General features: G+C 60.0%; 32 protein-coding genes. 22 read left to right on the forward strand and 10 right to left on the reverse strand.

The window, feature by feature from the left end; genetic code table 11:
- Positions 1-41 precede the first annotated feature (41 nt).
- Positions 42-545 carry a phage regulatory CII family protein gene (locus LSQ66_RS14970; RefSeq protein WP_307730215.1) on the reverse strand — a complete coding sequence of 168 codons (504 nt, stop codon included), beginning with the start codon at positions 543-545 and terminating at the stop codon, positions 42-44.
- 402 nt (positions 546-947) lie between these two features.
- Here LSQ66_RS14970 and LSQ66_RS14975 point away from each other — a divergent pair, with 402 nt between their 5' ends.
- From LSQ66_RS14975 to LSQ66_RS15045, 15 genes are all read left to right on the forward strand, one after another.
- The gene (locus LSQ66_RS14975; protein ID WP_231765997.1) at positions 948-1,628 is read left to right on the forward strand and encodes an XRE family transcriptional regulator; all 681 of its coding nucleotides are present in this window, start codon (positions 948-950) and stop codon (positions 1,626-1,628) included.
- Positions 1,537-2,445 (forward strand): hypothetical protein, encoded by a 909-nt coding sequence (locus LSQ66_RS14980; RefSeq protein ID WP_231765998.1) that lies wholly within the window; start codon positions 1,537-1,539, stop codon positions 2,443-2,445. Before LSQ66_RS14975 ends, LSQ66_RS14980 begins: the two co-directional genes overlap by 92 nt.
- A gap of 143 nt (positions 2,446-2,588) precedes the next feature.
- Positions 2,589-2,999: a DUF1566 domain-containing protein gene (locus LSQ66_RS14985; protein ID WP_231765999.1), complete on the forward strand. Its 411-nt coding sequence runs from the start codon at positions 2,589-2,591 to the stop codon at positions 2,997-2,999.
- Between the two features lie 35 nt (positions 3,000-3,034).
- Complete coding sequence (locus LSQ66_RS14990) at positions 3,035-3,319, forward strand: hypothetical protein (protein ID WP_231766000.1); 285 nt, start codon at positions 3,035-3,037, stop codon at positions 3,317-3,319.
- On the forward strand, positions 3,316-3,525 hold the full coding sequence (locus LSQ66_RS14995) for a hypothetical protein (RefSeq protein ID WP_231766001.1): 210 nt from the start codon (positions 3,316-3,318) through the stop codon (positions 3,523-3,525). The genes LSQ66_RS14990 and LSQ66_RS14995 overlap by 4 nt, the downstream gene beginning before the upstream one ends.
- A gap of 97 nt (positions 3,526-3,622) precedes the next feature.
- Positions 3,623-3,814 (forward strand): hypothetical protein, encoded by a 192-nt coding sequence (locus LSQ66_RS15000; protein ID WP_231766002.1) that lies wholly within the window; start codon positions 3,623-3,625, stop codon positions 3,812-3,814.
- Positions 3,815-3,823: 9 nt separating this feature from the next.
- Positions 3,824-4,213, forward strand: coding sequence for a nucleoside triphosphate pyrophosphohydrolase family protein (locus LSQ66_RS15005; protein ID WP_231766003.1), 390 nt, complete (start codon positions 3,824-3,826; stop codon positions 4,211-4,213).
- 24 nt (positions 4,214-4,237) lie between these two features.
- Positions 4,238-4,435, forward strand: a complete 198-nt coding sequence (locus LSQ66_RS15010; RefSeq protein WP_231766004.1) for a hypothetical protein — start codon at positions 4,238-4,240, stop codon at positions 4,433-4,435.
- Complete coding sequence (locus LSQ66_RS15015) at positions 4,432-4,785, forward strand: hypothetical protein (RefSeq protein WP_231766005.1); 354 nt, start codon at positions 4,432-4,434, stop codon at positions 4,783-4,785. Before LSQ66_RS15010 ends, LSQ66_RS15015 begins: the two co-directional genes overlap by 4 nt.
- Positions 4,785-5,681, forward strand: coding sequence for a DUF2303 family protein (locus LSQ66_RS15020; RefSeq protein WP_231766006.1), 897 nt, complete (start codon positions 4,785-4,787; stop codon positions 5,679-5,681). The genes LSQ66_RS15015 and LSQ66_RS15020 overlap by 1 nt, the downstream gene beginning before the upstream one ends.
- Positions 5,681-5,842: a hypothetical protein gene (locus LSQ66_RS15025; protein WP_231766007.1), complete on the forward strand. Its 162-nt coding sequence runs from the start codon at positions 5,681-5,683 to the stop codon at positions 5,840-5,842. Before LSQ66_RS15020 ends, LSQ66_RS15025 begins: the two co-directional genes overlap by 1 nt.
- 1 nt (position 5,843) lies before the next feature.
- Complete coding sequence (locus LSQ66_RS15030; RefSeq protein ID WP_231766008.1) at positions 5,844-6,245, forward strand: hypothetical protein; 402 nt, start codon at positions 5,844-5,846, stop codon at positions 6,243-6,245.
- 32 nt (positions 6,246-6,277) lie between these two features.
- Complete coding sequence (locus tag LSQ66_RS15035) at positions 6,278-7,219, forward strand: phosphoadenosine phosphosulfate reductase domain-containing protein (protein WP_231766009.1); 942 nt, start codon at positions 6,278-6,280, stop codon at positions 7,217-7,219.
- Entirely contained in the window at positions 7,216-7,512 is a 297-nt protein-coding gene (locus tag LSQ66_RS15040; RefSeq protein WP_231766010.1) for a hypothetical protein, read from the forward strand. The genes LSQ66_RS15035 and LSQ66_RS15040 overlap by 4 nt, the downstream gene beginning before the upstream one ends.
- A 276-nt stretch (positions 7,513-7,788) precedes the next feature.
- Complete coding sequence (locus LSQ66_RS15045; RefSeq protein WP_231766011.1) at positions 7,789-8,013, forward strand: helix-turn-helix transcriptional regulator; 225 nt, start codon at positions 7,789-7,791, stop codon at positions 8,011-8,013.
- On the opposite strand, the gene LSQ66_RS15050 is transcribed toward LSQ66_RS15045, so the two are convergent.
- The 4 genes from LSQ66_RS15050 to LSQ66_RS15065 form a co-directional block, all read right to left on the reverse strand.
- Entirely contained in the window at positions 8,010-8,546 is a 537-nt protein-coding gene (locus LSQ66_RS15050) for a hypothetical protein (protein ID WP_231766012.1), read from the reverse strand. The two genes, LSQ66_RS15045 and LSQ66_RS15050, sit on opposite strands and share 4 nt — an antisense overlap.
- An 8-nt stretch (positions 8,547-8,554) precedes the next feature.
- Positions 8,555-9,571: a hypothetical protein gene (locus LSQ66_RS15055; RefSeq protein ID WP_231766013.1), complete on the reverse strand. Its 1,017-nt coding sequence runs from the start codon at positions 9,569-9,571 to the stop codon at positions 8,555-8,557.
- A gap of 101 nt (positions 9,572-9,672) precedes the next feature.
- Positions 9,673-10,200, reverse strand: a complete 528-nt coding sequence (locus LSQ66_RS15060; protein ID WP_231766014.1) for a hypothetical protein — start codon at positions 10,198-10,200, stop codon at positions 9,673-9,675.
- On the reverse strand, positions 10,197-11,537 hold the full coding sequence (locus tag LSQ66_RS15065; RefSeq protein WP_231766015.1) for a tyrosine-type recombinase/integrase: 1,341 nt from the start codon (positions 11,535-11,537) through the stop codon (positions 10,197-10,199). Before LSQ66_RS15065 ends, LSQ66_RS15060 begins: the two co-directional genes overlap by 4 nt.
- Before the next feature lie 195 nt (positions 11,538-11,732).
- On the opposite strand from LSQ66_RS15065, the gene mutS reads away from it, so the two are divergent.
- Both mutS and LSQ66_RS15075 read left to right on the forward strand, forming a co-directional pair.
- Positions 11,733-14,402, forward strand: coding sequence for a DNA mismatch repair protein MutS (gene mutS / locus LSQ66_RS15070; RefSeq protein WP_231766016.1), 2,670 nt, complete (start codon positions 11,733-11,735; stop codon positions 14,400-14,402).
- A complete protein-coding gene (locus LSQ66_RS15075; protein ID WP_231766017.1) occupies positions 14,399-15,337 on the forward strand; it encodes a hypothetical protein in 939 nt (312 codons plus the stop codon). The genes mutS and LSQ66_RS15075 overlap by 4 nt, the downstream gene beginning before the upstream one ends.
- 29 nt (positions 15,338-15,366) lie before the next feature.
- Here the strand turns inward: LSQ66_RS15075 and LSQ66_RS15080 are convergent, their stop codons facing one another.
- Together LSQ66_RS15080 and LSQ66_RS15085 are read right to left on the reverse strand one after the other, a co-directional pair.
- A complete protein-coding gene (locus LSQ66_RS15080) occupies positions 15,367-16,524 on the reverse strand; it encodes an AlbA family DNA-binding domain-containing protein (RefSeq protein ID WP_231766018.1) in 1,158 nt (385 codons plus the stop codon).
- A 91-nt stretch (positions 16,525-16,615) separates the two neighbouring features.
- Entirely contained in the window at positions 16,616-17,107 is a 492-nt protein-coding gene (locus LSQ66_RS15085; RefSeq protein WP_231766019.1) for an Hcp family type VI secretion system effector, read from the reverse strand.
- A 124-nt stretch (positions 17,108-17,231) separates the two neighbouring features.
- Between LSQ66_RS15085 and LSQ66_RS15090 the strand changes: the two genes are divergently transcribed.
- Both LSQ66_RS15090 and LSQ66_RS15095 read left to right on the forward strand, forming a co-directional pair.
- Complete coding sequence (locus tag LSQ66_RS15090; protein WP_231766020.1) at positions 17,232-17,780, forward strand: lysozyme; 549 nt, start codon at positions 17,232-17,234, stop codon at positions 17,778-17,780.
- 68 nt (positions 17,781-17,848) lie between these two features.
- Positions 17,849-18,274: a hypothetical protein gene (locus tag LSQ66_RS15095; protein WP_231766021.1), complete on the forward strand. Its 426-nt coding sequence runs from the start codon at positions 17,849-17,851 to the stop codon at positions 18,272-18,274.
- 32 nt (positions 18,275-18,306) lie between these two features.
- Here the strand turns inward: LSQ66_RS15095 and LSQ66_RS15100 are convergent, their stop codons facing one another.
- Positions 18,307-18,852 carry an FKBP-type peptidyl-prolyl cis-trans isomerase gene (locus LSQ66_RS15100; protein ID WP_231766022.1) on the reverse strand — a complete coding sequence of 182 codons (546 nt, stop codon included), beginning with the start codon at positions 18,850-18,852 and terminating at the stop codon, positions 18,307-18,309.
- 82 nt (positions 18,853-18,934) lie between these two features.
- Between LSQ66_RS15100 and LSQ66_RS15105 the strand changes: the two genes are divergently transcribed.
- From LSQ66_RS15105 to LSQ66_RS15115, 3 genes are all read left to right on the forward strand, one after another.
- Positions 18,935-20,059, forward strand: coding sequence for a cupin domain-containing protein (locus tag LSQ66_RS15105; RefSeq protein ID WP_231766023.1), 1,125 nt, complete (start codon positions 18,935-18,937; stop codon positions 20,057-20,059).
- A gap of 6 nt (positions 20,060-20,065) precedes the next feature.
- Positions 20,066-20,536, forward strand: coding sequence for a DUF7931 domain-containing protein (locus LSQ66_RS15110; RefSeq protein ID WP_231766024.1), 471 nt, complete (start codon positions 20,066-20,068; stop codon positions 20,534-20,536).
- Between the two features lie 291 nt (positions 20,537-20,827).
- On the forward strand, positions 20,828-21,094 hold the full coding sequence (locus tag LSQ66_RS15115; protein WP_231766025.1) for a hypothetical protein: 267 nt from the start codon (positions 20,828-20,830) through the stop codon (positions 21,092-21,094).
- Between the two features lie 269 nt (positions 21,095-21,363).
- On the opposite strand, the gene bamC is transcribed toward LSQ66_RS15115, so the two are convergent.
- Both bamC and dapA read right to left on the reverse strand, forming a co-directional pair.
- Entirely contained in the window at positions 21,364-22,527 is a 1,164-nt protein-coding gene (gene bamC, locus LSQ66_RS15120; protein ID WP_231766026.1) for an outer membrane protein assembly factor BamC, read from the reverse strand.
- Positions 22,528-22,558: 31 nt separating this feature from the next.
- Positions 22,559-23,437: a 4-hydroxy-tetrahydrodipicolinate synthase gene (gene dapA, locus LSQ66_RS15125; RefSeq protein ID WP_231766027.1), complete on the reverse strand. Its 879-nt coding sequence runs from the start codon at positions 23,435-23,437 to the stop codon at positions 22,559-22,561.
- Positions 23,438-23,484: the final 47 nt, after the last annotated feature.

The following is a 23,484-nucleotide window of genomic DNA, read 5'->3' on the forward strand; positions in this document are numbered from 1 at the left end:
CGGCTTTTCGGCATTATTCGACAGTTTCGCCATTTCGCTCCTCACTTTCCCGCAATCTGCTCAAGCCGGTCGAGCAGCTGGTGCATGGCCTGGTTCGAACGGTAGACCGCCTCCCGTACTTTCTCGATCTCGGCAGCATCGATGCGACCGTCCATCAGTGCCGCACTCACTTCCGCGCCGACATCGCCATTGCTGGTCATGACCTTGACGACGAGATCCAGCAGGCCCAGGTCGGACACCGGCGCCGCGGGATCGACCTTCACGCATACGTGGCTGTGATTGGCCGCCAGCGCGTGCAGTACGCGCATGTCGCCCGTGATGCCCATGACCTGGTCGGCATCCTCCAGCAGCACACGGTTCGACATGTTGTTCGGATTGGCTTTGTTGCGCAGGATCTGCGCTGACATACCAAGCCGAACAGCGATGGCCTCGCAACCACCTGGGGCCTCGTGCACGGTCTTATGGAAGGCGTCTTGAATGTTCATTTCGTAAGTTTCAAAAAAAATGGAGAAATTGCAAATTGGAAATTCGATAATCTTCGGCATGGACAAAGCACAATCGTAGTCACATGAAAATTTCCAAAGTGCAACATTTTGGACGCGCCAAGGGCGCCCTGCGAACCAGCTGGATCTGCACTACCGGCTACGAGTTAATTTGGTCCGTGGAGCGCCTTCCCCAAGCGCCACCGCCCTCAAGAGCCTCAAAGACTTTGGGGTTTGCAAGCCTCAAAAACCTCAGTTGAGACTTGGGGATGCCGCGACGGCGCCATTCAGAAACTGACGGCGGACGGACTTCACACATGCGCGCGACTTCAGACGTCCCGCCTAAGGCGTCAATGATTTCATCAGGCGTAGCAAGCTTAGACATGGAGTGATTTTAGGCATGCCTAATTCTAAAAGCAAGCAATTTTTAGGCATCTCTCACGCCTATGTTGTTAGGATTGCCTAATGGACTGGCATAGAAGACTTACACAAGCACGCGAAGCGATGGGTTTGCGAAAATCCGCCTTTGCAAAGCTCATTGGCGTTTCTCCCCCTACGGTGACCGACTGGGAGAATGGCGAGACAAAGATGATTGAGGGTGCGAACCTGGTGCGAGTGTGTAGCGCGCTAAACATCACTCCTGAATGGCTACTACATGGCAGCAACAGCACGACAACAATGCTCCCTGGCGCCCGATTCGTCAATGTAGCAGAGGACGGTAGTCCTCATTTTGTCCAAATTCCGAAGGTCGCATTACAGTTAAGAGCTGGCGTCACCGGGTTTCGAACTGAGCCAGATGAGCGCGATGGCGGCACGACGGACATTTCCAAAGAGTGGATTAAGCGCAAAGGATATGATCCAGCTCAGCTCATAGCGATCGAGGTCAAAGGAGAGAGTATGGAGCCGACCCTTTACGAAGGCGATACAGTGGTCATCAATCTTGCCGACAAAAAACCAATGGATAATGCTGTTTTCGCTTTTAATTATGAAGGCGAGCCGGTCGTAAAACGTCTATCAAGAGATGCCGGTCAGTGGTGGCTTCTTTCAGACAACCATGATCAACGCCGATTCTATCGAAGAATGTGTAAAGGATCGGAGTGCATTATTATTGGTCGAGTTGTTCGACGCGAAGGTGATCGTTTCTGAGGCCGCCATGATGAAATCTCTTGCATTTGTTGGCTTAATTTGCGTGTCGCTTATTGGATGCGGGCGTAGCGCACAAGCAGATAGCCGCCCCTCAGCCAGCCAGGTAGGCGAGAGGAGCGCTACAGCCGAACAATGGAGCCGGGCGGTCAATGGCACATTCGATAAAATCAGCGTAAAACAGCTTCGCGACAAGAAGAATCCAGCCTACGTTTTGGATTCCGGCATCACTGATGAAAATGGCGTGACCGATTTCTTTGCGTGCTTCGACAAGGCCCCGCCAAAATGCGACCTCTCTATGGTGGGCCGCCGTGATAATTTCAGAAAAATCTTGTTTTTCAGGGACCCGGTTTTGCGGTGGTCAACTGACGGAGCCAAATACTCTGGCCCCACGGGCAAGGCGTCTATAGACGGGTATATTTCCTTAAAGGATTGCTCCCATCCAAAAATCCTGCTAGAGCCAACATTTCGCGGAGGAGAATGGCTGTTCATAGAGCGACTTGGGATTATGGCGGACGACTCACTCGTCATCGACCGTGAATTAGATCTCGGCAGTATCGAGAAAGAAAATAGTCACAATGCAGTCTCGGAATCCATACACATAATGCTAACTGATCCCGAGCTGGGCGCGCTCCGAAAGATCGTCACTGCACAGCAAGTTCTCATACGAATTACTGGGAAGAAGGGGTACATTGGCATCGACCAGCAAGGTACTAAGGCCTTCGTGCAAGGCATGTCCAAGACGCTTCGACTGTATGACGCGCTAGGCCATGCAATCGCCCCGTTAGGAGATGTTAAGGAGAACGCCTGCGCAACGTAGTCCCGAAAGCCCCTCCCCCTCTCAAGCAACGGAATCAGTGTGAGCACACAAAAAAAATTAGGCAAACCGAAAATTTAGCTTGACCAATTCTTTAGGTATGCCTAATATTTCTCCATCGCAGCTCAACAACGATGGAGAACCTGATGAACGCCCCTACCGCCCAGCCGGAAGCCAGCAGCACCAACACCACTCTGCAGTTCCCTAAAATCGGCAGCGCCTTCGACGGCGGCACTTACGCCGGCCTGATCCGTGGCGTCGGCGACCAGCCGGACCAGCACTTGGTGCTGCTCGCCGACGAGGCCGACTCCATCAACTGGAATGCGGCCCTCGAATTCGCCGCGGCGGCCGGTGGCGAACTGCCCACCCGCCGCGAGCAAGCGCTGCTCTTCGCCAACCTTCCCGAGCACTTCAAGCGCGACTGGTACTGGTCCTGCGAGCAGCACGCCGGTTACGCCGACTATGCCTGGTACCAGGGCTTCGGCAATGGCTACCAGAGCACCGGTCACAAGTCGGCCGCTGGCCGCGCCCGCGCCGTCCGCAGATTGCCAATTTAATCCTTCATCAATTCCTTTCCTTGATGGAGGCGACGATGGCCATGCTGCCCACGACCAAAGCGGACCGTTTCAAGCAAACGCCCGCGGAAATTATCGCCCAGCTGCTTGCCAAGGCCTTCTGCCCTGGCAGTGGCCGTATGCATCGCAGCGACGAGTACAAGGCGGGCGTGCGCGCCATCCTGCTCACGCATTTTGTCGGCAAACCCCTTGGGTGCCCGTACAAGATCGGCACGTCGGGCGCCGATGCATTTTTCGCCGGCGTGGATGAAGGCCGCACGATCTGGGCCGAGTACCAACGCGTGCAGGAGCGGGCGGCATGAACGCCCAGGAATACAGGGCGGCGATCAAGGCCGCCGCCGAAGCCTCCCTCAGGGAGTACCCGGACGATCCAGGGCTTCGGAAGTCCAGTTTCGTGCCATTTCTCGCTGGGTGGTTGTCGGATTCCGACCCCGAAAGTGCCGCCATCCTGCGCCAAGTGTATTCGCAGCGCGCCAATCGGGCCGCAAAAGGCGAAGAGCAGCAATGAACCTTCTGCGCGAATACCTGTTCTACCGTCGCCGAGGCGCGAGTGTGTTGTCCTCGCTGCGCCGCGCAGTCCACGCGACCTTTCACGGGTTTTAGCCATGCACCAGGTGCAGCCCGATCGCGTTGCACTCGAAATTGCCCTGCGCGGGCTGAACACCAGCATGCCGCTGGAACAGATGCTGGAAAACCCAGCGCTGCGCATCGTTCTTGAAAACCGGGCGCGCTATCACATGCAGCGGCGCTCCCGGGTGGATGTGAAGAAGCTGCAGGCCAATGACAACGATTCCTGAGAGGACCTTATGAATTTTCAACTGAACGCCCCTGCCCTGCTGACGGCAGGCCAGATCCTGAACCAGCAATGCCATGGCGCCGCCGTCCACGCGGGCTGGTGGAACGCCCCGGCTACCGGCAGGCGCCTGGAGCGCAACGTCGGTGAAACGCTGATGCTGATCGTGTCCGAAGTTGCCGAGGGCATGGAAGGCCACCGCAAGGGGCTGAAAGACGACAAGCTGCCTGCGCGCGACATGCTGGAAGTGGAGCTGGCCGACGCGGTTATCCGCATTTTCGACCTGGCGGGCGCGCTGGGCTACGACGTGGGCGCGGCCATCGCCGAGAAGATCGCATACAACCTTCAGCGCGACGACCACAAGCCCGCCGCGCGCCTGGCTGCGGGCGGCAAGCGCTACTGATCACCAACCAAGAAAGGAGACTTCATGAAGAAGCCCATCGGTCCCGGCAGCGCCGTGACCTTCGACACGGAACACGGGTCGCAGACCGGAACCGTCGAAACCATCCAGACCGACATCACCAACGGCGCCAGGATCGCCGCGGTCAGCGTGCCAGGCGCAATGAATGGCGCGCCGTGGAAGGTGCTTGTCAACGACCTCAAGCCTGTGCTGGAGGCCGCATGAGCGCCAAGGGCGGCAAGGCGTTCTCGCTGGTCTTTCAGGACCTGCGCGATGGCCGCGCCCATGCAGAAATGACCGGCCAGCTGTCGGAGCTGCTCGCCGCCGTCAAGGAAACCGGAAAGCCCGGCTCGCTGACGCTGAAGATCGATGTGAAACCCTCCGGCCGCGGCTCGGACGTGGACAAGGTCTCGATCATCGACACGATCACGGCCAAGGTGCCGAAGCCGGACCGCGGCAGCGACTTCTTCTGGCTGACCGAAGACAACGACCTGTCGCGCAATCACCCGCGCCAGCACAACCTGGACCTGCGCGATGCAGGCAATGGTCAACCCTCCTCATTCAAGGAAGCATAATGTCCGAGAACACCCAAGATACCAGCGCCATGCCTGGCGCGGCCCCGCTGGCCTCTGTGGCTTTGCCGCACGAGTCGCTGCAACTCACCGAGAGCGCGCTGCAGATGATCACGCGGCAGGCCGCCGCTGAAACGCGCTTCCGCTCCCTGGAAGGGACCTACCACTTCGTGGTGCCGGAAGGCTACAAGCACATCGACCTGACCGGCATCGTGGAAAAGGCGGCGCCGCATCCGCGCCGCAAGGCGGGCACAGTGACGCTGGGTGACCTGGACAGCTTCATCACCTACGTCAGCGACCAAGGCGACCCGATGACCACCCGCGTCTATGCGGACGTCGAAACCCGCACCCTGACGGCGGTGCTGAATGACCATAGCGACTACGCCGAGGATAACTCCGCTGGCTGGCGCGACTACCGCGCTGTCTATCAGGCCGAACTGAGCCGCGAATTCAGCAACTGGCTGAGCCACAACCAAAAGCCGATGGAGCAGGAAGCATTCGCCATTTTCCTCGAAGACAACATCGCGGATATTCAGGAACCGAGCGGCGACACGCTGTTGAAGGTGGCCCTGACGCTGCAGGCGACGACCGAGGTGAACTTCAGCAGCAGCAAGCGCCTGGACAATGGCCAGGTGCAGTTCCAGTACACGGAAGCCACGGAAGCACGTGCCGGGGGCGGACTGCTGGAAATTCCCCGCGAATTCTCGATCGGCCTGCGCCTGTTCAAGGGTGGTGAAGGCTTCAAGATCAAGGCTCGCCTGAAGTACCGCCTGGGAGGCGGCAAGCTGAAATTCTGGTATGAGCTGGACCGCCCGCTGAACGCCGTCGAAGCCGCGTTCAAGGAATACGTCGACCAGGCGCGCAGCGGCCCGTACGCGCTGGTGATCGGGAAGCCGTAATGACCTTCGAGAGCTGGCGCATCACATTTCAGTCTGGCGAACAGGCCGCCCGGGCAGCGTTTGCACGGGTTCAGGAATTGGAGCGAGAGGTCTATTCGCTGAAAGCGGATAACGCTTACTTGACCGCCAGACTGAAGAAGCAGGTCGAGGAGACTGCATAACGTGGCCACCTCCGCCAAACCGCGCCGCGCCCGGGTAGAGCGCGAGGCCAACGTTCCGATCACCTGCGAGACAGCGCGGCGCCTGGCGCTCGAAATCCGGTTGGCTGTTGAAGCTCTGATCGGAGCCCCTTCACCAGCGGCCTACAACCAGCTGTCGAAGATGCTCGCAGCCCTCAAGGCCGCTGGCATGCAGGGAGAACCCCTGGAAACCGCCACGGCGACTATGAACGCAATCTGCGACCGCTACGAGCGTGTGGGCAAAGTGGGCCTCAAGGATGCGGAGGCGGAGGCGCTGCGCACGGACGTGGCACTGATTGAACAAGCACTGCCGATTTTGCCGTTGAACGTATTCGCCCGGGCCGTCGCCCAGGTTGAAGTTTTCTGCGCCGTCATGGGCGCTTAATCCGCAATACAACGATTCTTGAAAGGATCATCATGAATATGGACATCCCTCCCCTCCCGGCCGCCATCGGTGCCGCACTGAACGGCGGTTATTTCGCTGGCCTCTATCTGCTGTACGGAGAAGTGTATGGCCTGGTTGTCGCACCCCGTGAAGGGGAAATCGAGATGCCGTGGCACGACTCGCTTGCGATGATCGAGGGCGCGCGGAGCTACGTGGACGGTTTTGCCAACACCCAGGCAATGGCCGCTGCGGGCAGCAAGATGGCGAAGTGGGCCCGCGGGCTCGCCGTAAACGGCGCCGACGACTGGTACCTGCCGAGCCGCGACGAACTGGAGCTGGTCTATCGCAGCTTCAAGCCGACCACGGACACGAACAATCCCTACGGCCGCCATGGCGAGAACCAGTGTGCCCTGCCTCCCACGTATGCGTACACGGAAGACAGTCCGGCGCAGGGACATACGGTTGTCAGTTGGCAGGGAGTGCGGCGCGATGAGTCCGAAGCGCGCAAGGATGCGCTGAAATTTGAGCCGCTGGGTGGCCGGATGTTCATCTATAGGCCCATCGTTGATTGGACCAAAAAGCAGGCTTTCGAGTACTGCGCTGCCCGCGGCCGTCATCCGAACCCGCTCTATTCCGAGGGCTGCGACCGTGTGGGTTGCGCGCCATGCATCAATTCAAAGAAGGATGAAATCCGCCAGACCAATCTGCGCCGGCGCCATCACCTGGTGCGCATCAGCGAGTGGGAACGCATCGTGTCGCTGGCTAGCAAGCGCGGCTACAGCACCTTCTTTCATAAGGTAGACAATCAGGGAGGGTTGCGTGCCTCTGCCATCTACTCGCGTAACGAAGTGTGGCAGGTGGTGGAGTGGGCGCAGACGAGCCGCGGCGGCAGACAGTTTTCGCTACTCAATCAATTGGACGATCCCGCTGGCTGCTCGTCCTCTTATGGCCTTTGCGACCAAGGGACGCCATGAGCGAACGCATACAGACCGCCCAGTTCGACGGCAAATGCGAGGGCGACGTGAACAGGGCGCATAAGCAACCAGGCCGCCCTGATGCGGAGCGCCACAACCGCGTCCTCCTGCACGCGCTGCAAACCGGCCACCCGGTCCAACGTGGCGGCCGCAACGCATTTATCAAGGCACTCTACTTTCAGGACAACGGCGGCGGGATCGATGTACGCTTGTATCTCGCCGGGGACGCCGAACCACATGCACCGGATGAAATCGAACTCGCATCAAACCATCACAGCCTTGACCTTGAATAGAGAAAAGGTCGCGCAGGTGAAATCTCAAACGAGGCAAACCATGAGCAACAAGAAGGAACGCGCAGCGTTCGAGGCCTGGGCCATATCAATGGGACAGTGCATCGGGAAGGAAGACGGACGGTATGTCAGTCCCACGGACTATCTCTGGCAGGGTTGGCAAGCCGCCGTTACTGCGGCCCTTACGCGAAAGGGCAACATGCCAACGCTACCTGTCTGTCAAAACGAGCGCCAGGTCACCCGTTCGACTACGCGCCCCGGTAGGTGATGGAACAAGCAATGAAGCCACTGTACTTGGAACTGAACGAAGTAGCCGCAATCCTGACACTCGCTGAGGCGACAGTCCAGAAGCTTGTTCGCGACAATGAGTTCCCGAAACCGCGGCAACTCTCCGGCCGCCGCGTAGCTTGGCTCGTTCGGGAAGTGGAAGAATGGGCCGAACTGCGCCCTGTCTCAACCCTGCCTCCCCCGCCGAACACCAGCCGACGAAAGACGCACGTTTAGGTGGGCCGTGTCTCATCGCCGTTGACGACTGTAGCTAAGCTGTTACGCAGGGATTCAGCATGTGCAATAGCCCGTTCGGCGTCGTAGGCATCTTTGATGAATGCGGCCGGGAAAACCGCAATCACTACGATTGCGACTTGCCACAACGTGAGTATTGTTAGCAGAAAGAACGAGATACCTCGCAGGAACACAACGTGTTGCAGAATCCCGGGAATCTGCTTGATCAGCGGCGCCGCGATCCCGATCAATAGCAAGCAGACCAATATGATTGTAGAGTGCACGGCCGGCGTGAGCAGCAAGCCCACATTATCTGAGCCGGCGCTCTTCCTATCGCCACTCTTCTTGAAGGACAGCTTTAAGCGTTCAGGGTAAATAATTGCAAGCCAGGCACCGACCACTGCAAAAATGATCGACGCGGTGGTTCGCAACGCCTCAAACAATGGCCACTGATTTGCGAAGGGAATGTTCTGGCCGTAAAGAAGAGCCGCCACGCAGAACACTATGGCGACTATCCCCACAACGACTAAGAACATTACACGCTTCATTTGCGGAAATCGAGGATAGTTTTCTTCTTGTCTTCCAGCGCCTTCACCAGCGACGCCAACTCAATAGTATCGTTTTTGATATTAACATTGAGCGTGATTTCACCCCTACACCTTTCTCGACCAAGCCAATGTGGGTTCGGATCCTTGTCGAGCATGAATCCCATATCATCCCATCCGTCCGTATTTGGGTCATTCATTTCCGCCTCGATCATCGCTTCCAGCTCAGCCTTCGTTGGGCGGTAGTCGACTTCCATCATTACTCGCTGCCCCACTGCGTTGGTGCTGGCCGACAAGCCTCGGATGAACGCGATTGCGCCCTGCCAAGCCTTGCGGCCCACCGCGTTCGTTGTCGTTACATGCCCGCGGCGGATCACGCGACGGATCCGAGCGTAGTTTGCAATGAGCTTCTTGTGGCGATCGGGCTTCTGAGACACCGAAGTGCGAAACACCGGCCTCACGCCTTGTTGCGGGACGCCATCCCCCTTGTCGGTGTAGCCGACAACGGTCGAGTCTGTACCGCTCACTTTCTTGATCACGTAACTGGAAAATTGGGCCATGAACTGGCTCACGTAGCTGACCAACCCACCTTGGCCAGAACGGCTCATTTCAAAGCGGACCGTCGCAAGAACGTTCTCCCCAGGGATGATCCAAAAGTAGCTCGGATAACCAGGGATGGAAAACTGGTCGATCGCATTCATCTTGACCTGCGCGCTACCGACTTTTGCCTTCATGCTCACTGATGGAACACCAGCGTCCGAATGTGGAATTTCGTTCCAGGTGGATACTACCCAACCCGTAGCGCCTTTCTCGATCCCGAACAGGTACACAGGTTCCGCATCCTGGTCATTGGTGTCGAGTACTTTGGTCTGCTGGAGCTCCATTCCAGTGGACCACTTGCGCAGTTGGGTAAATACATCGTCCACAGAACCAAATTGCGGGGTGCTTTGCCCGTAAGGATAATATCCACAGCGTGTGATATCAAAAAAAGTTATTCGAGCATTGAGCTGGATCATCGTGTGTTCGGATTGGCAAATTAAATTGCCATTTTACAAGATGCCAGCCTTGAATTTCTCTCACTTTGTCACGAGCCGCGCATCACATCAGCGGGCTAACCTCAAGCGCCGGGCATACCGATTTTCAAGCCGGACAGGTCAACCGTTCCGAACCGGATCATTTCCTCGATCGAAGCCAGGTAGCCGATCAAGAAGGCCAACTGGTTCGCGAGAGGTGGGTCGTCAGACGCGCCCGCTGATGACGGCCGCACAGCTTCGACAAACTGTTTGTACTTGGCATCCACCTTTTTGCTTTCCAGCTTGTGCGCCAACTCGTTGCGCAGTTCGTTGAGAGCATCGACCATTGGCCAAACGTCTGTCGGGAACGGTAGGCCGTTCGCATCCCGCTCATCGATCAGTGCCCGGGCTAAGCGTGACTTCAGATGGAAGTGCAGGCTCGACACGTTCAGGGCGCCCGGATTCGGAAGCTTTGACTCGATCAAATCACCTAGGATTTCCTCCACCAGAAGGTGGGCCTTAAGCACCAGTAAGACAGGATCAGGCGTCCTCGGCATGTGCTCCAAGAACCGCGCGAACCTTTGCTTCGCCCCAGGTAGCCTGTCGATCACCTCGATAAAGTCCTCGCTCACACAACCTCCTTCTCTTTGCGCCGGCGGCTCACCAGGTTCTGTGCAGCGGATGACATGGCAGCCAGGGCTTCGAGCTTCTCGTCAAGACGGGTGAGCCAAAGGCGCTTCTCGGCATCGTATTCGTGACGATTGTAGATACCTTTGACGCCTGGTTTCATGTGTCCCAGGATGGCCTCAGCAACCTCTTCAGGACAACCCAACGATGCGAGTAGCGTGCGCGACGTCCGCCGAAGATCATGCGGCGCCCAGCGATCGACCGGCAAGCGTGGCCGCTCATATGTGGGACGGGTTTGCGCGTAAGGCATGTGCATCCACACTTGGGCGCCGATCGTCTTCTGCTGCACGTGATCGAACTTGCCGCTTGAGGGGAAGAGGTGCCCACCGTTGGCCACGGCGAGCCGCCTGCGCACCACAACTTCCGCGCGCCCAACGATCGGAACGCGGAAATCGGTCGCACCCTCGCGACGCCGGTTCTTGGTTTTCCCGAGCGGGCAGGTCCACCAGAGCCCGTCCGGCTCATCCGTAAATTCGGTGGCATGCATCCAGCACAGCTCTGATCCGCGCGCGGCTGTCCAGAGGTAGACCGTCAGCGCATCCTCGACCAGGCGTGAGAAATTGGGCAGCCAGGGGATCAGGACCGTCAATTCGGCCTCGCTCAGGACGCGCTTGGCCACACCGACCTGCTGCCCCTGCAGCTTGCGCCCCTTGCTTCGTAACTTCCCCCGCAGGATCAGGCGCCACCAGTTCGGAACGCTTTCCGGCAGCCGGCCGGAATCGAGCCCGTAATCCCAGGCAGCACCCAGCTCCGCGCGGACCTTGCCGGCCTGCACTGGGGTATCGGCCAACGATTCGATGTGGTCGAACGCTACCGACCGCGTGACATCGGCCGCGCGCATATCACCGAGCGCGCCCAGCTGCTTGTCGAAAATCCTGCGCACTTCCGCCGCGCCCTTCGTGCCGCGGTTCCGGAGCACGTGCTTCGCGTAGTAGTGGTTGCATAGATCCAGGACAGTGACAGTATCCGCCAGTTGGCGCTCTCTTTCGGCAGCAGCTTCCGCGCGGTCAAGGTTGCGCTGCGCGCGGCGCGTGGCGCTGGGATCATCGCCGTTGGCGCGCGCGCCGCGCAACCGCTCCCACTCAACGGCCGCCACCGCCAGCGACATTGCCGGCCACTCCCCAATTTTCGCCTGACGCATACGGCCGTCCACCGGGCTTTTGTAGCGGTATATCCAGGAACGCCTGGTTGCAGTCGCCTCCAGGCGCAGACCGGGGCAGTCGGAAATGGTAAAGTGTTGGCCTGCCTCCAGCAGCTTGGCGGCGCGCGCATCGAATTGCATAGTGACCTCGGCGTAGGTCCGGCGTAGGTTTATCAGGAATTGCCGGCACAGTCGAGGATTTTAGCGTAACTTCCGTTTGGGAAACCAAAAAAGTTACGCCAAAACAGCAAGTGTAGCGATGTGTTGATGGGCGACGATATGAGAGTGAACGGTGCTCGCTATCAAAAATTGCTGAACGAAATCAGATACTTAAGAATGAATATAGCGTCAAATCAAGAGGTTAGCGGCGAGATTCAGGGAAAGATCACGCCGATGATGCAGCAATACCTGCGCATCAAGGGCGAGCATCCGACCATGCTGGTGTTCTACCGCATGGGCGATTTCTACGAGCTGTTCTACGACGACGCGGAGAAAGCCTCGCGCATTCTCGGCATCACGCTGACGGCGCGCGGCTCGTCGAACGGGGTGCCGATCAAGATGGCGGGTGTGCCCTTCCACTCGCTGGACGGCTACCTGGCCAAGCTGGTGAAGCTGGGCGAGTCCTGCGCCATCTGCGAGCAGATCGGCGATCCCGCCACGAGCAAGGGGCCGGTTGAACGCAAGGTAGTGCGCATCGTCACGCCCGGCACGCTGACCGATGCCGACCTGCTGCCGGAAAAGTCGGAACGTCCCCTGCTGGCCATGTTCCTCATGAACCAGCGCAAGCACACCACGGCGGGCCTGGCCTGGCTGTCCCTCGCCAGCGGCGCACTGCGTCTGATGGAGTTCTCCGGCGACCAGCGTTCGGTGCAGACGCGCCTGATGCAGGAACTGGAGCGCATCGCCCCTGCCGAAATCCTGCGCGCCGACAGCGGCGAACTGTTCGACGACATTTCGATCTGCCACGTGAACAATGTGCCCGAGTGGCACTTCGACGTGGTGCACGGGCACAAGGCCCTGCTGGACCAGCTGGGCGTGGCCACCCTGACGGGCTTCGGTGCGGACGGCCTGGGCCCGGCCTTCGGCTCGGCAGGCGCCCTGCTGCGCTACGCGCACTCGACCCAGGGCCGGGGCCTGCAGCACGTGCGCAGCCTCACCTGCGAAACGGAGTCCGAATTCATTGGCCTCGACGCCGCTACGCGCCGCAACCTGGAGCTGACTGAAACCATCCGCGGCCAGGAATCGCCCACGCTGTTCTCGCTGCTGGACCACTGCCGCACCCCCATGGGCTCGCGCCTGCTGCGCTACTGGCTGCACCACGCGCGCCGCGATCAGAAGGTGGCGCGCGCCCGCCACGACGCCATCGCCGCGCTGATGCAGAACGACGTCACGGGCTCCCTGGCCTACCACCTGCAGCACATGCCGGACATCGAACGCATCACCACCCGCGTGGCCCTGCTCACGGCGCGCCCGCGCGACCTGGCCAGCCTGCGCGACGGCCTGCAGCAGCTGCCCAAGCTGCGCAAGTCCCTGGAACGCAGCCTGCAGCACGACACGAGCGGCAGCCTGCTGCACACCATCCACGACGCCCTGGCCACGCCGGAAGACTGCGTGGACCTGCTGGTGCGCGCGGTGATGCCAGAACCGGCCAACATGGTGCGCGACGGCGGCGTGATTGCGCGCGGCTTCGACGCCGAACTCGATGAGCTGCGCGGCCTGTCCGAGAACGCGGGCCAGTTCCTGGTGGACCTGGAAACGCGCGAGCGCGCCCGCACCGGCATCGCCAACCTGCGCGTGGAATACAACAAGGTGCACGGCTTCTACATCGAGGTCACCAACGGCCAGGCCGACAAGGTGCCGGACGACTACCGCCGCCGCCAGACCCTGAAGAACGCCGAGCGCTACATCACGCCCGAACTGAAAGCCTTCGAGGACAAGGCCCTCTCCGCGCAGGACAAGGCCCTGGCACGCGAGAAGCAGCTCTACGATCAGCTGCTGGGCGACCTGGCGCCGCACATCGGCACGCTGCAATCCATCGCCCAGGCGGCGGCGCAGCTGGATACCCTCACCGCGCTGGCCGAGCATGCGCTGCGCCACAACTGGTGTGCGCCGCAGCTGGTGGAAGAGCCCTGCATCGACATCATCGAAGGCCGCCACCCCGTCGTGGAGAACCAGATCGAGCGCTTCATCGCCAACGACTGCAAGCTGCTCAGCGAACGGCGCCTGCTGCTGATCACGGGCCCGAACATGGGCGGTAAATCGACCTTCATGCGCCAGGTCGCGCTCATCACGCTGCTGGCCTATATCGGCAGCTACGTGCCCGCCGCCAACGCCACCATCGGCCCCATCGACCGTATCTTCACACGCATCGGCGCCACCGATGACCTGGCGGGCGGCCGCTCCACCTTCATGGTGGAGATGACGGAAGCAGCCACCATTCTGAACGGCGCAACCGAGCATTCGCTGGTGCTGATGGACGAAATCGGCCGCGGCACCTCCACCTTCGACGGCCTGGCCCTGGCCTGGGCCATCGCGCGCCACCTGATCGACACAAGCCGCAGCTTCACGCTGTTTGCCACCCACTACTTCGAGCTCACGCAACTGCCCGAAAGCCACCCGACCGCGGCCAATGTGCACCTGTCGGCTGTGGAGCACAAGGACAGCATCGTTTTCCTGCACGCGGTGCAGGCTGGTCCCGCTTCGCAGAGCTACGGGCTGCAGGTGGCGCAGCTGGCAGGCGTGCCGCAGACCGTCATCAAGGCCGCGCGCAAGCACCTGGCGCGCCTGGAATCGCAGGCGCTGGACGCCACGGCGCAGCTGGACCTGTTCGCCGCTCCGCGCCAGGAAGAGGATGTGGATGCGCCCGAGCCGCAGGCCGCGCTGAACCCTGCCCTGCAGGCCCTGCTCGACGCGGTGGACGGCATCGACCCGGATGCGCTGACGCCGCGAGAAGCGCTGGAACGCCTGTACCAGCTGAAGCGCGTCGCGCAGAACGCCGCGGCATGATGCGGCTGGCGCCACTGCTGCTTGCAGGCGCCCTGCTGGGCGGCCTGCCCGCGCACGCGGCCAAGCAGAAGCCCTTCCACTTCGGCGTGATCGGCCACACCTTCCCGAGCGAGACCGGGGACGAAGACCTGAAACGCGCCATCGCCGAGGCCAACGAATCGCGTCCCGCCTTCGTGCTGGCCAGCGGCATCAAGTCGGCCAGCGAACCTTGCAGCGACAAGCTGTACACGCAGCGCCGCGCCCTGCTCAACACTTCGGACCGCCCACTGGTGCTGCTGCCCGCCGCGAGCGACTGGACCGGCTGCCGCAATTCGGCAGGCCGCTCGAACGCCATCGAGCGCCTGAACCGCATCCGCGAAATCTATTTCGACAGCGCCGATTCGCTGGGCGAGCGCAAGATGGAATTGAGCCGCCAGTCGAATATCGCCAAGTTCCGCAGCTATGCGGAGAACGCGCACTGGGAACAAGGGGGCGTGCTGTTCGCCACCATCAATCTCCCTTCGAACAACAACCACTTCCTCACCGAGGCAGGGCGCAACAGCGAATATGAGGACAGGCTGGTGGCCAACCGCTCATGGCTGCAGCGCCTCTTCGGCCTGGCCAAGCGGCGCAAGCTGCAGGGCATCGTGCTGTTTTCGGATGGGGATCTCGGCGCGCACCGCGAGGAAGGCTTCTCGCTCCTCTCCGGCTTCACGCGCAAGCAGGACGGTTTCGCCGAAACGCGGCGCCTGGTGCGTGCGCTGGCGGAGAAGTATCCCGGCAAGGTGCTGCTGGTCGACACCACCAAGGAGCGCGCGCCGGACGATACGGCGAAACCCGGCACCCTGGTGTGGCGCGGGAACCTGGGGCATGTAAGCCTGACGGGGGAATGGGCGGAGATCGAAGTGACGCCGGGAAGCGGCGACCTGTTCTCGCTGCGTAGCGCCGAGAAGTAAGGAACGTTGATCAGCTAGAATGCCGAATTCTACGATTTGTAGTTCCCGTCGGCATCATAATTCGGGCTACCTTCGTACCCGAAAGCGTTCCAAAAAATGTCGAATATGGGACGCATTAGCTCCCAGCTGCGGAATGACTGAATATCTTCAATCAGTGCATCCGGCAGTATTAATACTGGCTCCGAATAACGGGTGGCACGATACGGCGGCCGACTTCCAATCATTAAGAAATGTCCCTCCACGCCGATGAATGAAAAGCTAACTACATATGGCGCCAAAATCCCACGTTGGGAAAGTTGTTCCACTATCTTTTCCAGGGTGCGGAGAGTCGGGACTTCGACGAAAAAGCTAGGGATGCCTTTGTCCGTACGGTTAGTATCTATCACCATGGTTGCTTCCACTGCCCCAGAGCGAAATACTTGCGTATACATTTCAGAATCTGAGCCGCGCTGATCGGTGAGTATGAATCCATCCGCATTAGGTCTTTGCAGTTTCGTCGAATCCTCGTATAGGGGAAAGTCAGAGCGCTCTGATTTCGGGACGACGAGCTGCTGGTTATTATTTCGCGCAAGGCTCGAAAGTGGCAGAACATGAAGTACCACCTTAACTCCGTCGGTCAATGACACTGGAGTCCGACGCTGTTCAATCCTCAGCAGTCGGTCCACTACAAAACTTTGCACCTTCGCCGCCTGCTGGTCGGCGTAAAGAAACGCTTCCCGAAGCTGAGATACGTCCATCGGGAACGTAGAGGCTGACCCACGCGCATAGAACTGGACGTGACTTCCTACTGCAATACGGTGCGGAAGAAGCCAACTGCGGCGAATACGCACGATGAGAACACAGACTTCATCTTGCATGGGAACTATATGCATTGCCACGCCTGGGATACGCGGTTCCACACAGTTTTGCAGCATTGACTCAAGGCGAAGCTTAAGCGAATCTATTTCCAGAAGCGGGATTCCAGTCGCAGCTACCGGTACTCCCTCGTTTGCCTCTATTCCGTAAATTAGATCACCGCCATCGGTGTTGGCCATACCAGAGACAGTTCTCAGAAACTTCACCTTATCTCCATCGGAATTTGCTGGCGGGACCTTCTTGTATTCGATAGTCCGGCTTTCAACAACGGCATTTTCGAGCAGCTGCTGTACGTCGTCTTGCGTGATTGATTCAAGTTGTTTAGGAATCATTGCCATCTCACTGGAGCCCAAGTCAAGCAATGATACTCCCCAAGCAGCGCTCAAATGAAAACTGTGGCCGGTACGTAAAATGATTCACAATTCAAGCGACCTTATTGGCCGCACAATCCCAGCCTCCAACAGTGCTTCCCCCTGCACCGCCACCAATGTTCTGCTGCGTGTATCGCCAGCGCACCTTGGAGAATTTTAGGCTAACGTGCTCGCCAAGTATCGATCCCGCTTCGATGCCAGGATGGATCGCGCCGACCAGCACGTTTTCAAGCTCTATCTCAAAATACTTGATCGGCGTACCGTTGCCGTCCGCTCTCATGAATTCAAACTTCGCCTTGGGAATCGTCCGTCCCATCGCGCATTGCTGAAGCAGGATCGGCGACGACAAGTCGGCGACTTTACTGAACGTCACCTCCTGCAGTTCCGCTCGTTCAGCCGTGTGCCCTCCTCCGGTTGAAGCAGTGGCGCTTCTGGGCTGCGTGACTCCCCAGTTGACCGTGGTGCATTCAATCCAATCCTTATGGCGGTCGTCGCGCGACTCCCCTTTGATGCCGTCAATTTGCAGGTATACGTCGATGGCCATAGCTCCTCCAGATGTATGCGATCCCTCCATGCTGCAGGAATGCCGCTGACGTCCTATGCGCGAGCTCAAAAGTTCATCTTTCCTGGCTGCTACATTGGCTTGCCAGTCAACTGGGGAGAAGAGAATGAACGAACAAGCCGGATCGTCTTCAGGTTCGAGTGCAAGTATGAGAATGAGTCCGGAAGCCAAAACCCGGATGCGCGCGACGGAAAAGGCGGTCTACCACTACTACAACGATATGGGCAGGAACCGAGGAAACTGCACGTGGGGTGCAGGAATTCTTGCACACAAAGGTGTTTGCAGCGCTGATGAACTGGGCAAGAGAGTCAGCGCAGGACAAGTAGACATGGAGTTCGAGCGGCGCGTGGCCGAAGCGGAGAAGGCCGTCCGACGCAACATTACAGTCGCACTCAATCAGGCTCAGTTTGACGCGCTATGCAGTTTGACATTCAATGTTGGGGCCACAGGTGCACGCGACACTTTTGGATATGTCAATCGCGGAGACTTTGCGGGAGCTGCCAGCAACATCTCCAGGCTCACCAAGGTTTCCATCCACGAGGGCGGCAAGACGAAGCTGGTCACGGCAACTGGTTTGATAAAGCGGCGCAAGGAGGAGAGCGCGCCATTTCGCGTTGCACAGCCCACCAAGGCTGCAGCCAGCAAAGGGCGATAACGATGCGGCGCCTTTACGGATCGGAACTGCATCAGTGTTTTCGCGCGCTCGCGATAGTAGGGGTTTGTTTGCTGACCAGCGTACGGCTAGCGCCCGTCCATGCCATGGATCAGGGAAAAGAGATCATCGGGTCATGGCGCTTTACTGCCGCATTGGATACGTCTGAAATCGCCGCACTCGATGAGCGCGAGGCCCGACAGCTGGTTGGCAGGGTTCTCACGATTGATAAAGACCGGGTGGAGCTTGGCAGCAGGATCTGTTCAGCGCCCAGCCTTGAAACCGAATGGGTCGAGCCTCGCCTTTACCTGCTTGAACAAGCACATGCCAGCTCACAGAAGCTTGGCTTGCCGAATCCCGTGGCGGTTGTGGAACTTGGCTGCACGATCGCATTCATAAAAAATCCGAATCAGCTTATCGTGCATTGGAAGGGATGGTTCTATGACGCGGAACGAGTTCCGCGGCCGGTCCCTTTCCACAACAAACGAGAGAAGTGACCGGCCTTCAGGGGACTGCTTAGGCGTAGCGCTTAGTGAATCGGATGGGTGCGGAAGTGGTCGCCCTCTTCCCCTTCATCGTCCTCGTCGCCGTGATGGTGGCCATGGGCGCCGTGCACGTGCTCGTGGGCGATCTCTTCTTCGGTGGCTTCGCGCACGTCCATCACCTTCAGTTCGAAGCGCAGGGCCATGCCGGCCAGGGGATGGTTACCGTCCAGCACCACTTTGTCGTCCGCGATGTCGGTCACGGTGAAGATCATGGCTTCCTCGTCGCCGTCGTCGCCGTCCGGCATGCCTTCGAACTGCATGCCCACCTCCAGGGGCTCGGGCAGGCGGCTGCGCGGCTCAACCTTCACCAGGCTGGCGTCGTAATCGCCAAAGGCATCCTCCGGCTCAATCTGGATCGTGTTGGCATAGCCCACTTCCTTGCCGTCGAGTTCTTCTTCGATCTTGGGCAGGGTGTTTTCGTACCCGCCGTGCAGATAGACCATGGGCTGGCTGCCGTCTTCGATCAGATTGTTCTGGGCGTCGGACAGTTTGTACTGCACAGTCACGACTGTGTTCTTGGCGATCTTCATAAGGCTTCCTTTCGTAATAAGCTGACCGGATTATACCGCCTGCACGACAGGGTCATCGCCGGGGTGCTTGTTATAATGGGGCATGAAAAAACTACCTCTTCTGGGCGATATGTCGCCTGCGCAATTCCTGCGCGACTACTGGCACAAGAAGCCCCTGCTGATCCGCCAGGCCATTCCCGGCTTCAAGCCCCTGCTCCCCTTTGAATCGCTGGCCGACCTGGCCACCAAGGACTATGTGGAATCCCGCCTCGTCACGCTGACGGATGGCGAATGGGATATGCAGCACGGCCCGCTGAAAGGCCTGCCGCCGCGCAGCCAGCGCGCCTGGAGCATGCTGGTGCAGGGCGTGAACCTGCAGAGCGATGCGGCCGACCAGCTGCTGCGCCAGTTCCGCTTCGTGCCCGATGCGCGCCTGGACGATCTCATGGTGAGCTTCGCGACGGACGGCGGCGGCGTGGGTCCCCATTTCGATTCCTACGACGTCTTCCTGCTGCAGGCCGAAGGCCAGCGCCGCTGGCGCATCAGCGCGCAGAAGGACCTGAGCCTGGTGGAAGGCCTGCCCCTGAAGATCCTCAGCAAGTTCAAGCCGGAACAGGAATTCATCCTGGAGCCGGGCGACATGCTCTACCTGCCGCCGCACTATGCGCATGACGGCGTGGCCATCGGCGACTGCCAGACCTATTCCATCGGCTTCCGCTCGCCCGCCTACCAGGAACTGGGCGAAGCCTTCCTGCAGTTCATGGCCGACTCCATCGACCTGCCCGGCCGCTATGCCGACCCGGACCTGGAAGCAGGCAAGAAGCCCGCGGAAATCCCCAAGCACATGCTGTCCACCATTGCGGAGGAACTGAACAAGGTGCGCTTCACGGAGGAGGACATCACCATCTTCCTGGGAGAATACCTTTCCGAGCCCAAGCACAATGTCTTCTTCACGGGCCCGGCCCAGCCTTTGACGGCGGGCCGCTTCCGCCAGACTGCCGCGAAGAAGGGCGTGAAGCTCTCGCGCAAGACGCAGATGCTTTATCGCGGCAAGAACGTCTTCATCAATGGCGAATCCTTCGCCGTGGGCAAGGCCGACAAGGCCTCCCTCGAAACGCTGGCCAATGAGCGGGCCCTGACGGGTGCGGAAGTGGCCGAAGCGTCGGAAGACGTGATGGAAGCGCTGTTCGCCTGGTACACGGACGGCTGGCTGGAACTGGCGGACTGACCGGACATGGACCGCCAGCTGTTCGACAGCCGCAGCGCCTTCCAGGCCGCCCTGCAGACCTGCATGGGCCGGGCGCGCCTGACCCTGCAGCTGTTCGACCCGGATTTCGGCTGGTGGCAACTGGGCGCCTCCTCCACGGATGCGCAGCTGCGCGCCTTCCTGCGCGGCGGCGGCCGCCTGCTGCTGGCGGCGCACAGCAATGAACTGATCGAGCGCGATCATGCACGCTTCCTGCGCCTGCTGGACGACTACCGGCACCAGATCGAGTGCCGCCTCACCCCGCGCAATCTGCGCCACCTGACGGATTCCTTCTGCATCGCCGACGGCCGCGATATCGTGCGCCGATTCCATTGCGATCACTTCCGCGGCGAGGTGTGCCTGGACGATCCGGAGTCCACCCGCAACAGCGCGGAACGCTTCGACGCTATCTGGATGGAAACCTTGCCGGGCCTGCAATCGAACACCACTGGATTGTGACAAAAAACTATGTACAATGCGCGTGTTCGACCGGTAGGCCGGCAATGCCGGGAGAAGCGGGCAGATCGGCCCAGAAGAGAAATATTGCGAGAACGCAAAATAGTTGCGAATCTGGCTCGATTTGCTATTGCGACGCACCAAAAAACGCTATAATATTGGGTTAGGAAGTTTACGATGTCTGAGGCACCGTACGGTACGAAAGCATACGAAACGCCCTAATGAGCGATAATTACCGGTAATTATTCATCGCAACATTGTTATTAATTTTTGTGAATTAATTAAGGAAAACAAATGAAAAAGTCCCTGCTGATCGCCTCCCTGCTGGCTGTTGCTCTGGCTGCTTGCTCCAAAAAAGAAGAAACCCCAGCTGCTCCAGTAGCAACCCCAGAAGCTGCTGCTCCTGCAGCCGCGCCAGCAGCTGACGCTGCTGCTCCTGCTGCCGCTCCAGCCGCTGACGCTGCTGCTGCCGCCGCTTCCGACGCTGCTGCTGCTGCTTCCGCAGCCGCTTCCGCTGCTTCCGCTGCTGCTGACGCCGCTTCCGCTGCTGCTTCGAAGTAATCAGCTCGCAGGGAAAAAAAGCCGGCCGCAAGGCCGGTTTTTTTTCGCCTGTGCGATTGGCAGCTGCAGAGGGGACAGGCCTCAGGGGGCCTGTCCCCGGTAGCTGAGTCCGCCACTGAACACGGTTGGCGGACTGTGATCGGTAACGGACTGGGATCTCGGGGACAGACCCTGGTTTCGGCTGTGCCGAAAGCAGGGTCTGTCCCCTGCCCTTCGATACGCATAAAAAAACCGGCCCTCGGGCCGGTTTTCGTTAGAGCTGAGGCTTGTTACTTCAGCTGTTCCTGCAGCAGGGTCAGGATCTTCTCGCCCACCGGCGTTGCATCCGGCTGGCCCTGGTTGTTCTGCACCGTGACCTGGCTGGTGTTGGCCGTGCCGGCCTTGACCTGGATGCGGTAGCGCTGGGCTTCCTTGTCCTTGTCCGAGTTCCAGCTGAAGATGCGCGAGAACCAGCCCTTCACCTCCGCGGTGTCCGGCACGTAGCGCACGAAGTAGACGCCCTGCACGCGGTCGCGGTCTTCCACGGTGAAGCCGGCGCGGTCCAGCGCCAGGCCTACGCGGCGCCAGGAGCGGTCGAAGCCCTCGTCCGTTTCCACGTAGCGGCCCGCGCCTTCTCCCTTCAGGAAGGCGTGCAGCGGCTGCACGATGGCATTGTCCACGGCCACGCGGGACTGGGCTTCCTCGCCGCCGCCCAGCTTGGTCATCAGCTTGGCCAGGAACACGGCTTCCAGGTTGGGATCGGTGGGACGCACGGTCCACTGCGCGATTTCCTTCTGCGGGCCGGTCAGCACTTCTTCCACGCCGCGGTGGCTGATGAAGATTTCGGTCGAACCGTCAGGCTGGCGCTCCAGGCGGGTGCGGAACTTGTCCTTCTGGCCGCTGGAATAGGCCGAATCGAAGACCTTGCCGATGGTGTTGCGGATGAAGTCCTGCGGAATCTTGGCGCGGTTCTCGTTCCATTCCGTTTCCATCACGCCTGCGGTGGCGTTCTCCTGGGCCAGGGTGAAGCCGGACTCCTCCCAGAAGGACTTGAGCTGGGGCCACAGCACTTCCGGGCTCTGCTTGACCACCAGCCAGCGCTGGTCGCCGGAACGCACCACGCTCACCTTGGTGTTGCCGGTGCTGGCCACTTCATTGGTCGAGGCCACAGGACCGGCAGCCACGCCGCCCATGGCGGCGCGCTGGGCCGCATAGCCCGAGGCGGTGGCCACGCCGATGCCGCCGGAATCGGGCAGCGCGTAGCGCGCGTCCTTGGACAGCTGGGTCAGGTCGGGCGGCACGTCCAGGGTGTTCGCCTTCTTGGCCGACTTGTAGTCCACCGTGGTCTTGCCGACCACCGATTCGACCATGCCGCAGCCGGACAGGCTGAGCACCATGGCGCCGAGCACGAGCCCGCTTTGCGGGGTGAGGGAAGCTTTCTTGCGAATAGTCATGTGGTTACTGAGGTAGAAGCTACGGAAGAGCTTAGTTCAACACACCCGCTTCGCGCAGGGCGGCGCGAACGGTCTCCTGGTATTCCTTGGCCAGCGGCACCAGCGGCAGGCGGATACCGGCCGGCATTTTGCCCATCTCTGCCAGCGCCCATTTGACGGGCACCGGATTGGGCTCGACGAACAGTTTCTGGTGCAGAGGGAATACCTTGTTATTGAGGGCGATGGCGGTCTTCAGGTCGCCGGCCATGGCGGCCTTGCACATCTCGGCCATGGCGCGCGGCGCCACGTTGGCGGTGACGGAGATATTGCCCTTGCCGCCGGCCAGCATCAAGGCCATGGCGGTGGGATCGTCGCCGGAGTAGACGGCGAAGTCCGCCGGGGCCAGGCGCAGCAGGTCGTAGCCGCGGCCGATATTGCCCGTGGCATCCTTCACGCCCACGATGTTCGGAATCTGCGCCAGGCGCAGGATGGTTTCGTTCGACATGTCGGCCACGGTGCGGCCGGGCACGTTGTACAGGATGACCGGCAGGTCCACCGCTTCGGCGATGGCCTTGAAGTGCTGGTACATGCCTTCCTGGGTCGGACGGTTGTAGTAGGGCACCACCTGCAGGGTCGCATCCGCACCGGCTTCCTTGGCGAAACGGGTCAGGTTGATGGCCTCCACGGTGGAATTGCCGCCGCTGCCTGCGATCACGGGGATGCGGCCCGCCGCACGGTCTACGGTGGCCTTGATCAGCGCGCAGTGCTCTTCCACGCTCACGGTGGCCGACTCGCCGGTGGTGCCGACGATCACGATGCCATCGGTGCCTTCCGCAATATGCCAGTCGATCAGCTGGTTCAGGCCCGCGTAGTCCAGACTGCCGTCCGGGTGCATGGGGGTGACGATTGCAACAATACTGCCCTTAATCATAGGAACCAATAGCGTTAAGTATTATTCAAAACAAGGATTGTAGACGA

This window comes from Massilia endophytica, assembly GCF_021165955.1.
Taxonomy (GTDB): domain Bacteria; phylum Pseudomonadota; class Gammaproteobacteria; order Burkholderiales; family Burkholderiaceae_D; genus Rugamonas; species Rugamonas endophytica.

Coding starts and splice junctions, on each gene's coding strand:
- LSQ66_RS14970 (WP_307730215.1), bottom strand. CDS start 545: ATGCCGAAGATTATCGAATTTCCAATTTGCAATTTCTCCATTTTTTTT.
- LSQ66_RS14975 (WP_231765997.1), top strand. CDS start 948: ATGGACTGGCATAGAAGACTTACACAAGCACGCGAAGCGATGGGTTTG.
- LSQ66_RS14980 (WP_231765998.1), top strand. CDS start 1,537: ATGATCAACGCCGATTCTATCGAAGAATGTGTAAAGGATCGGAGTGCA.
- LSQ66_RS14985 (WP_231765999.1), top strand. CDS start 2,589: ATGAACGCCCCTACCGCCCAGCCGGAAGCCAGCAGCACCAACACCACT.
- LSQ66_RS14990 (WP_231766000.1), top strand. CDS start 3,035: ATGGCCATGCTGCCCACGACCAAAGCGGACCGTTTCAAGCAAACGCCC.
- LSQ66_RS14995 (WP_231766001.1), top strand. CDS start 3,316: ATGAACGCCCAGGAATACAGGGCGGCGATCAAGGCCGCCGCCGAAGCC.
- LSQ66_RS15000 (WP_231766002.1), top strand. CDS start 3,623: ATGCACCAGGTGCAGCCCGATCGCGTTGCACTCGAAATTGCCCTGCGC.
- LSQ66_RS15005 (WP_231766003.1), top strand. CDS start 3,824: ATGAATTTTCAACTGAACGCCCCTGCCCTGCTGACGGCAGGCCAGATC.
- LSQ66_RS15010 (WP_231766004.1), top strand. CDS start 4,238: ATGAAGAAGCCCATCGGTCCCGGCAGCGCCGTGACCTTCGACACGGAA.
- LSQ66_RS15015 (WP_231766005.1), top strand. CDS start 4,432: ATGAGCGCCAAGGGCGGCAAGGCGTTCTCGCTGGTCTTTCAGGACCTG.
- LSQ66_RS15020 (WP_231766006.1), top strand. CDS start 4,785: ATGTCCGAGAACACCCAAGATACCAGCGCCATGCCTGGCGCGGCCCCG.
- LSQ66_RS15025 (WP_231766007.1), top strand. CDS start 5,681: ATGACCTTCGAGAGCTGGCGCATCACATTTCAGTCTGGCGAACAGGCC.
- LSQ66_RS15035 (WP_231766009.1), top strand. CDS start 6,278: ATGAATATGGACATCCCTCCCCTCCCGGCCGCCATCGGTGCCGCACTG.
- LSQ66_RS15040 (WP_231766010.1), top strand. CDS start 7,216: ATGAGCGAACGCATACAGACCGCCCAGTTCGACGGCAAATGCGAGGGC.
- LSQ66_RS15045 (WP_231766011.1), top strand. CDS start 7,789: ATGAAGCCACTGTACTTGGAACTGAACGAAGTAGCCGCAATCCTGACA.
- LSQ66_RS15050 (WP_231766012.1), bottom strand. CDS start 8,546: ATGTTCTTAGTCGTTGTGGGGATAGTCGCCATAGTGTTCTGCGTGGCG.
- LSQ66_RS15055 (WP_231766013.1), bottom strand. CDS start 9,571: ATGATCCAGCTCAATGCTCGAATAACTTTTTTTGATATCACACGCTGT.
- LSQ66_RS15065 (WP_231766015.1), bottom strand. CDS start 11,537: ATGCAATTCGATGCGCGCGCCGCCAAGCTGCTGGAGGCAGGCCAACAC.
- mutS (WP_231766016.1), top strand. CDS start 11,733: ATGAATATAGCGTCAAATCAAGAGGTTAGCGGCGAGATTCAGGGAAAG.
- LSQ66_RS15075 (WP_231766017.1), top strand. CDS start 14,399: ATGATGCGGCTGGCGCCACTGCTGCTTGCAGGCGCCCTGCTGGGCGGC.
- LSQ66_RS15080 (WP_231766018.1), bottom strand. CDS start 16,524: ATGATTCCTAAACAACTTGAATCAATCACGCAAGACGACGTACAGCAG.
- LSQ66_RS15085 (WP_231766019.1), bottom strand. CDS start 17,107: ATGGCCATCGACGTATACCTGCAAATTGACGGCATCAAAGGGGAGTCG.
- LSQ66_RS15090 (WP_231766020.1), top strand. CDS start 17,232: ATGAACGAACAAGCCGGATCGTCTTCAGGTTCGAGTGCAAGTATGAGA.
- LSQ66_RS15100 (WP_231766022.1), bottom strand. CDS start 18,852: ATGAAGATCGCCAAGAACACAGTCGTGACTGTGCAGTACAAACTGTCC.
- LSQ66_RS15105 (WP_231766023.1), top strand. CDS start 18,935: ATGAAAAAACTACCTCTTCTGGGCGATATGTCGCCTGCGCAATTCCTG.
- LSQ66_RS15110 (WP_231766024.1), top strand. CDS start 20,066: ATGGACCGCCAGCTGTTCGACAGCCGCAGCGCCTTCCAGGCCGCCCTG.
- LSQ66_RS15115 (WP_231766025.1), top strand. CDS start 20,828: ATGAAAAAGTCCCTGCTGATCGCCTCCCTGCTGGCTGTTGCTCTGGCT.
- bamC (WP_231766026.1), bottom strand. CDS start 22,527: ATGACTATTCGCAAGAAAGCTTCCCTCACCCCGCAAAGCGGGCTCGTG.
- dapA (WP_231766027.1), bottom strand. CDS start 23,437: ATGATTAAGGGCAGTATTGTTGCAATCGTCACCCCCATGCACCCGGAC.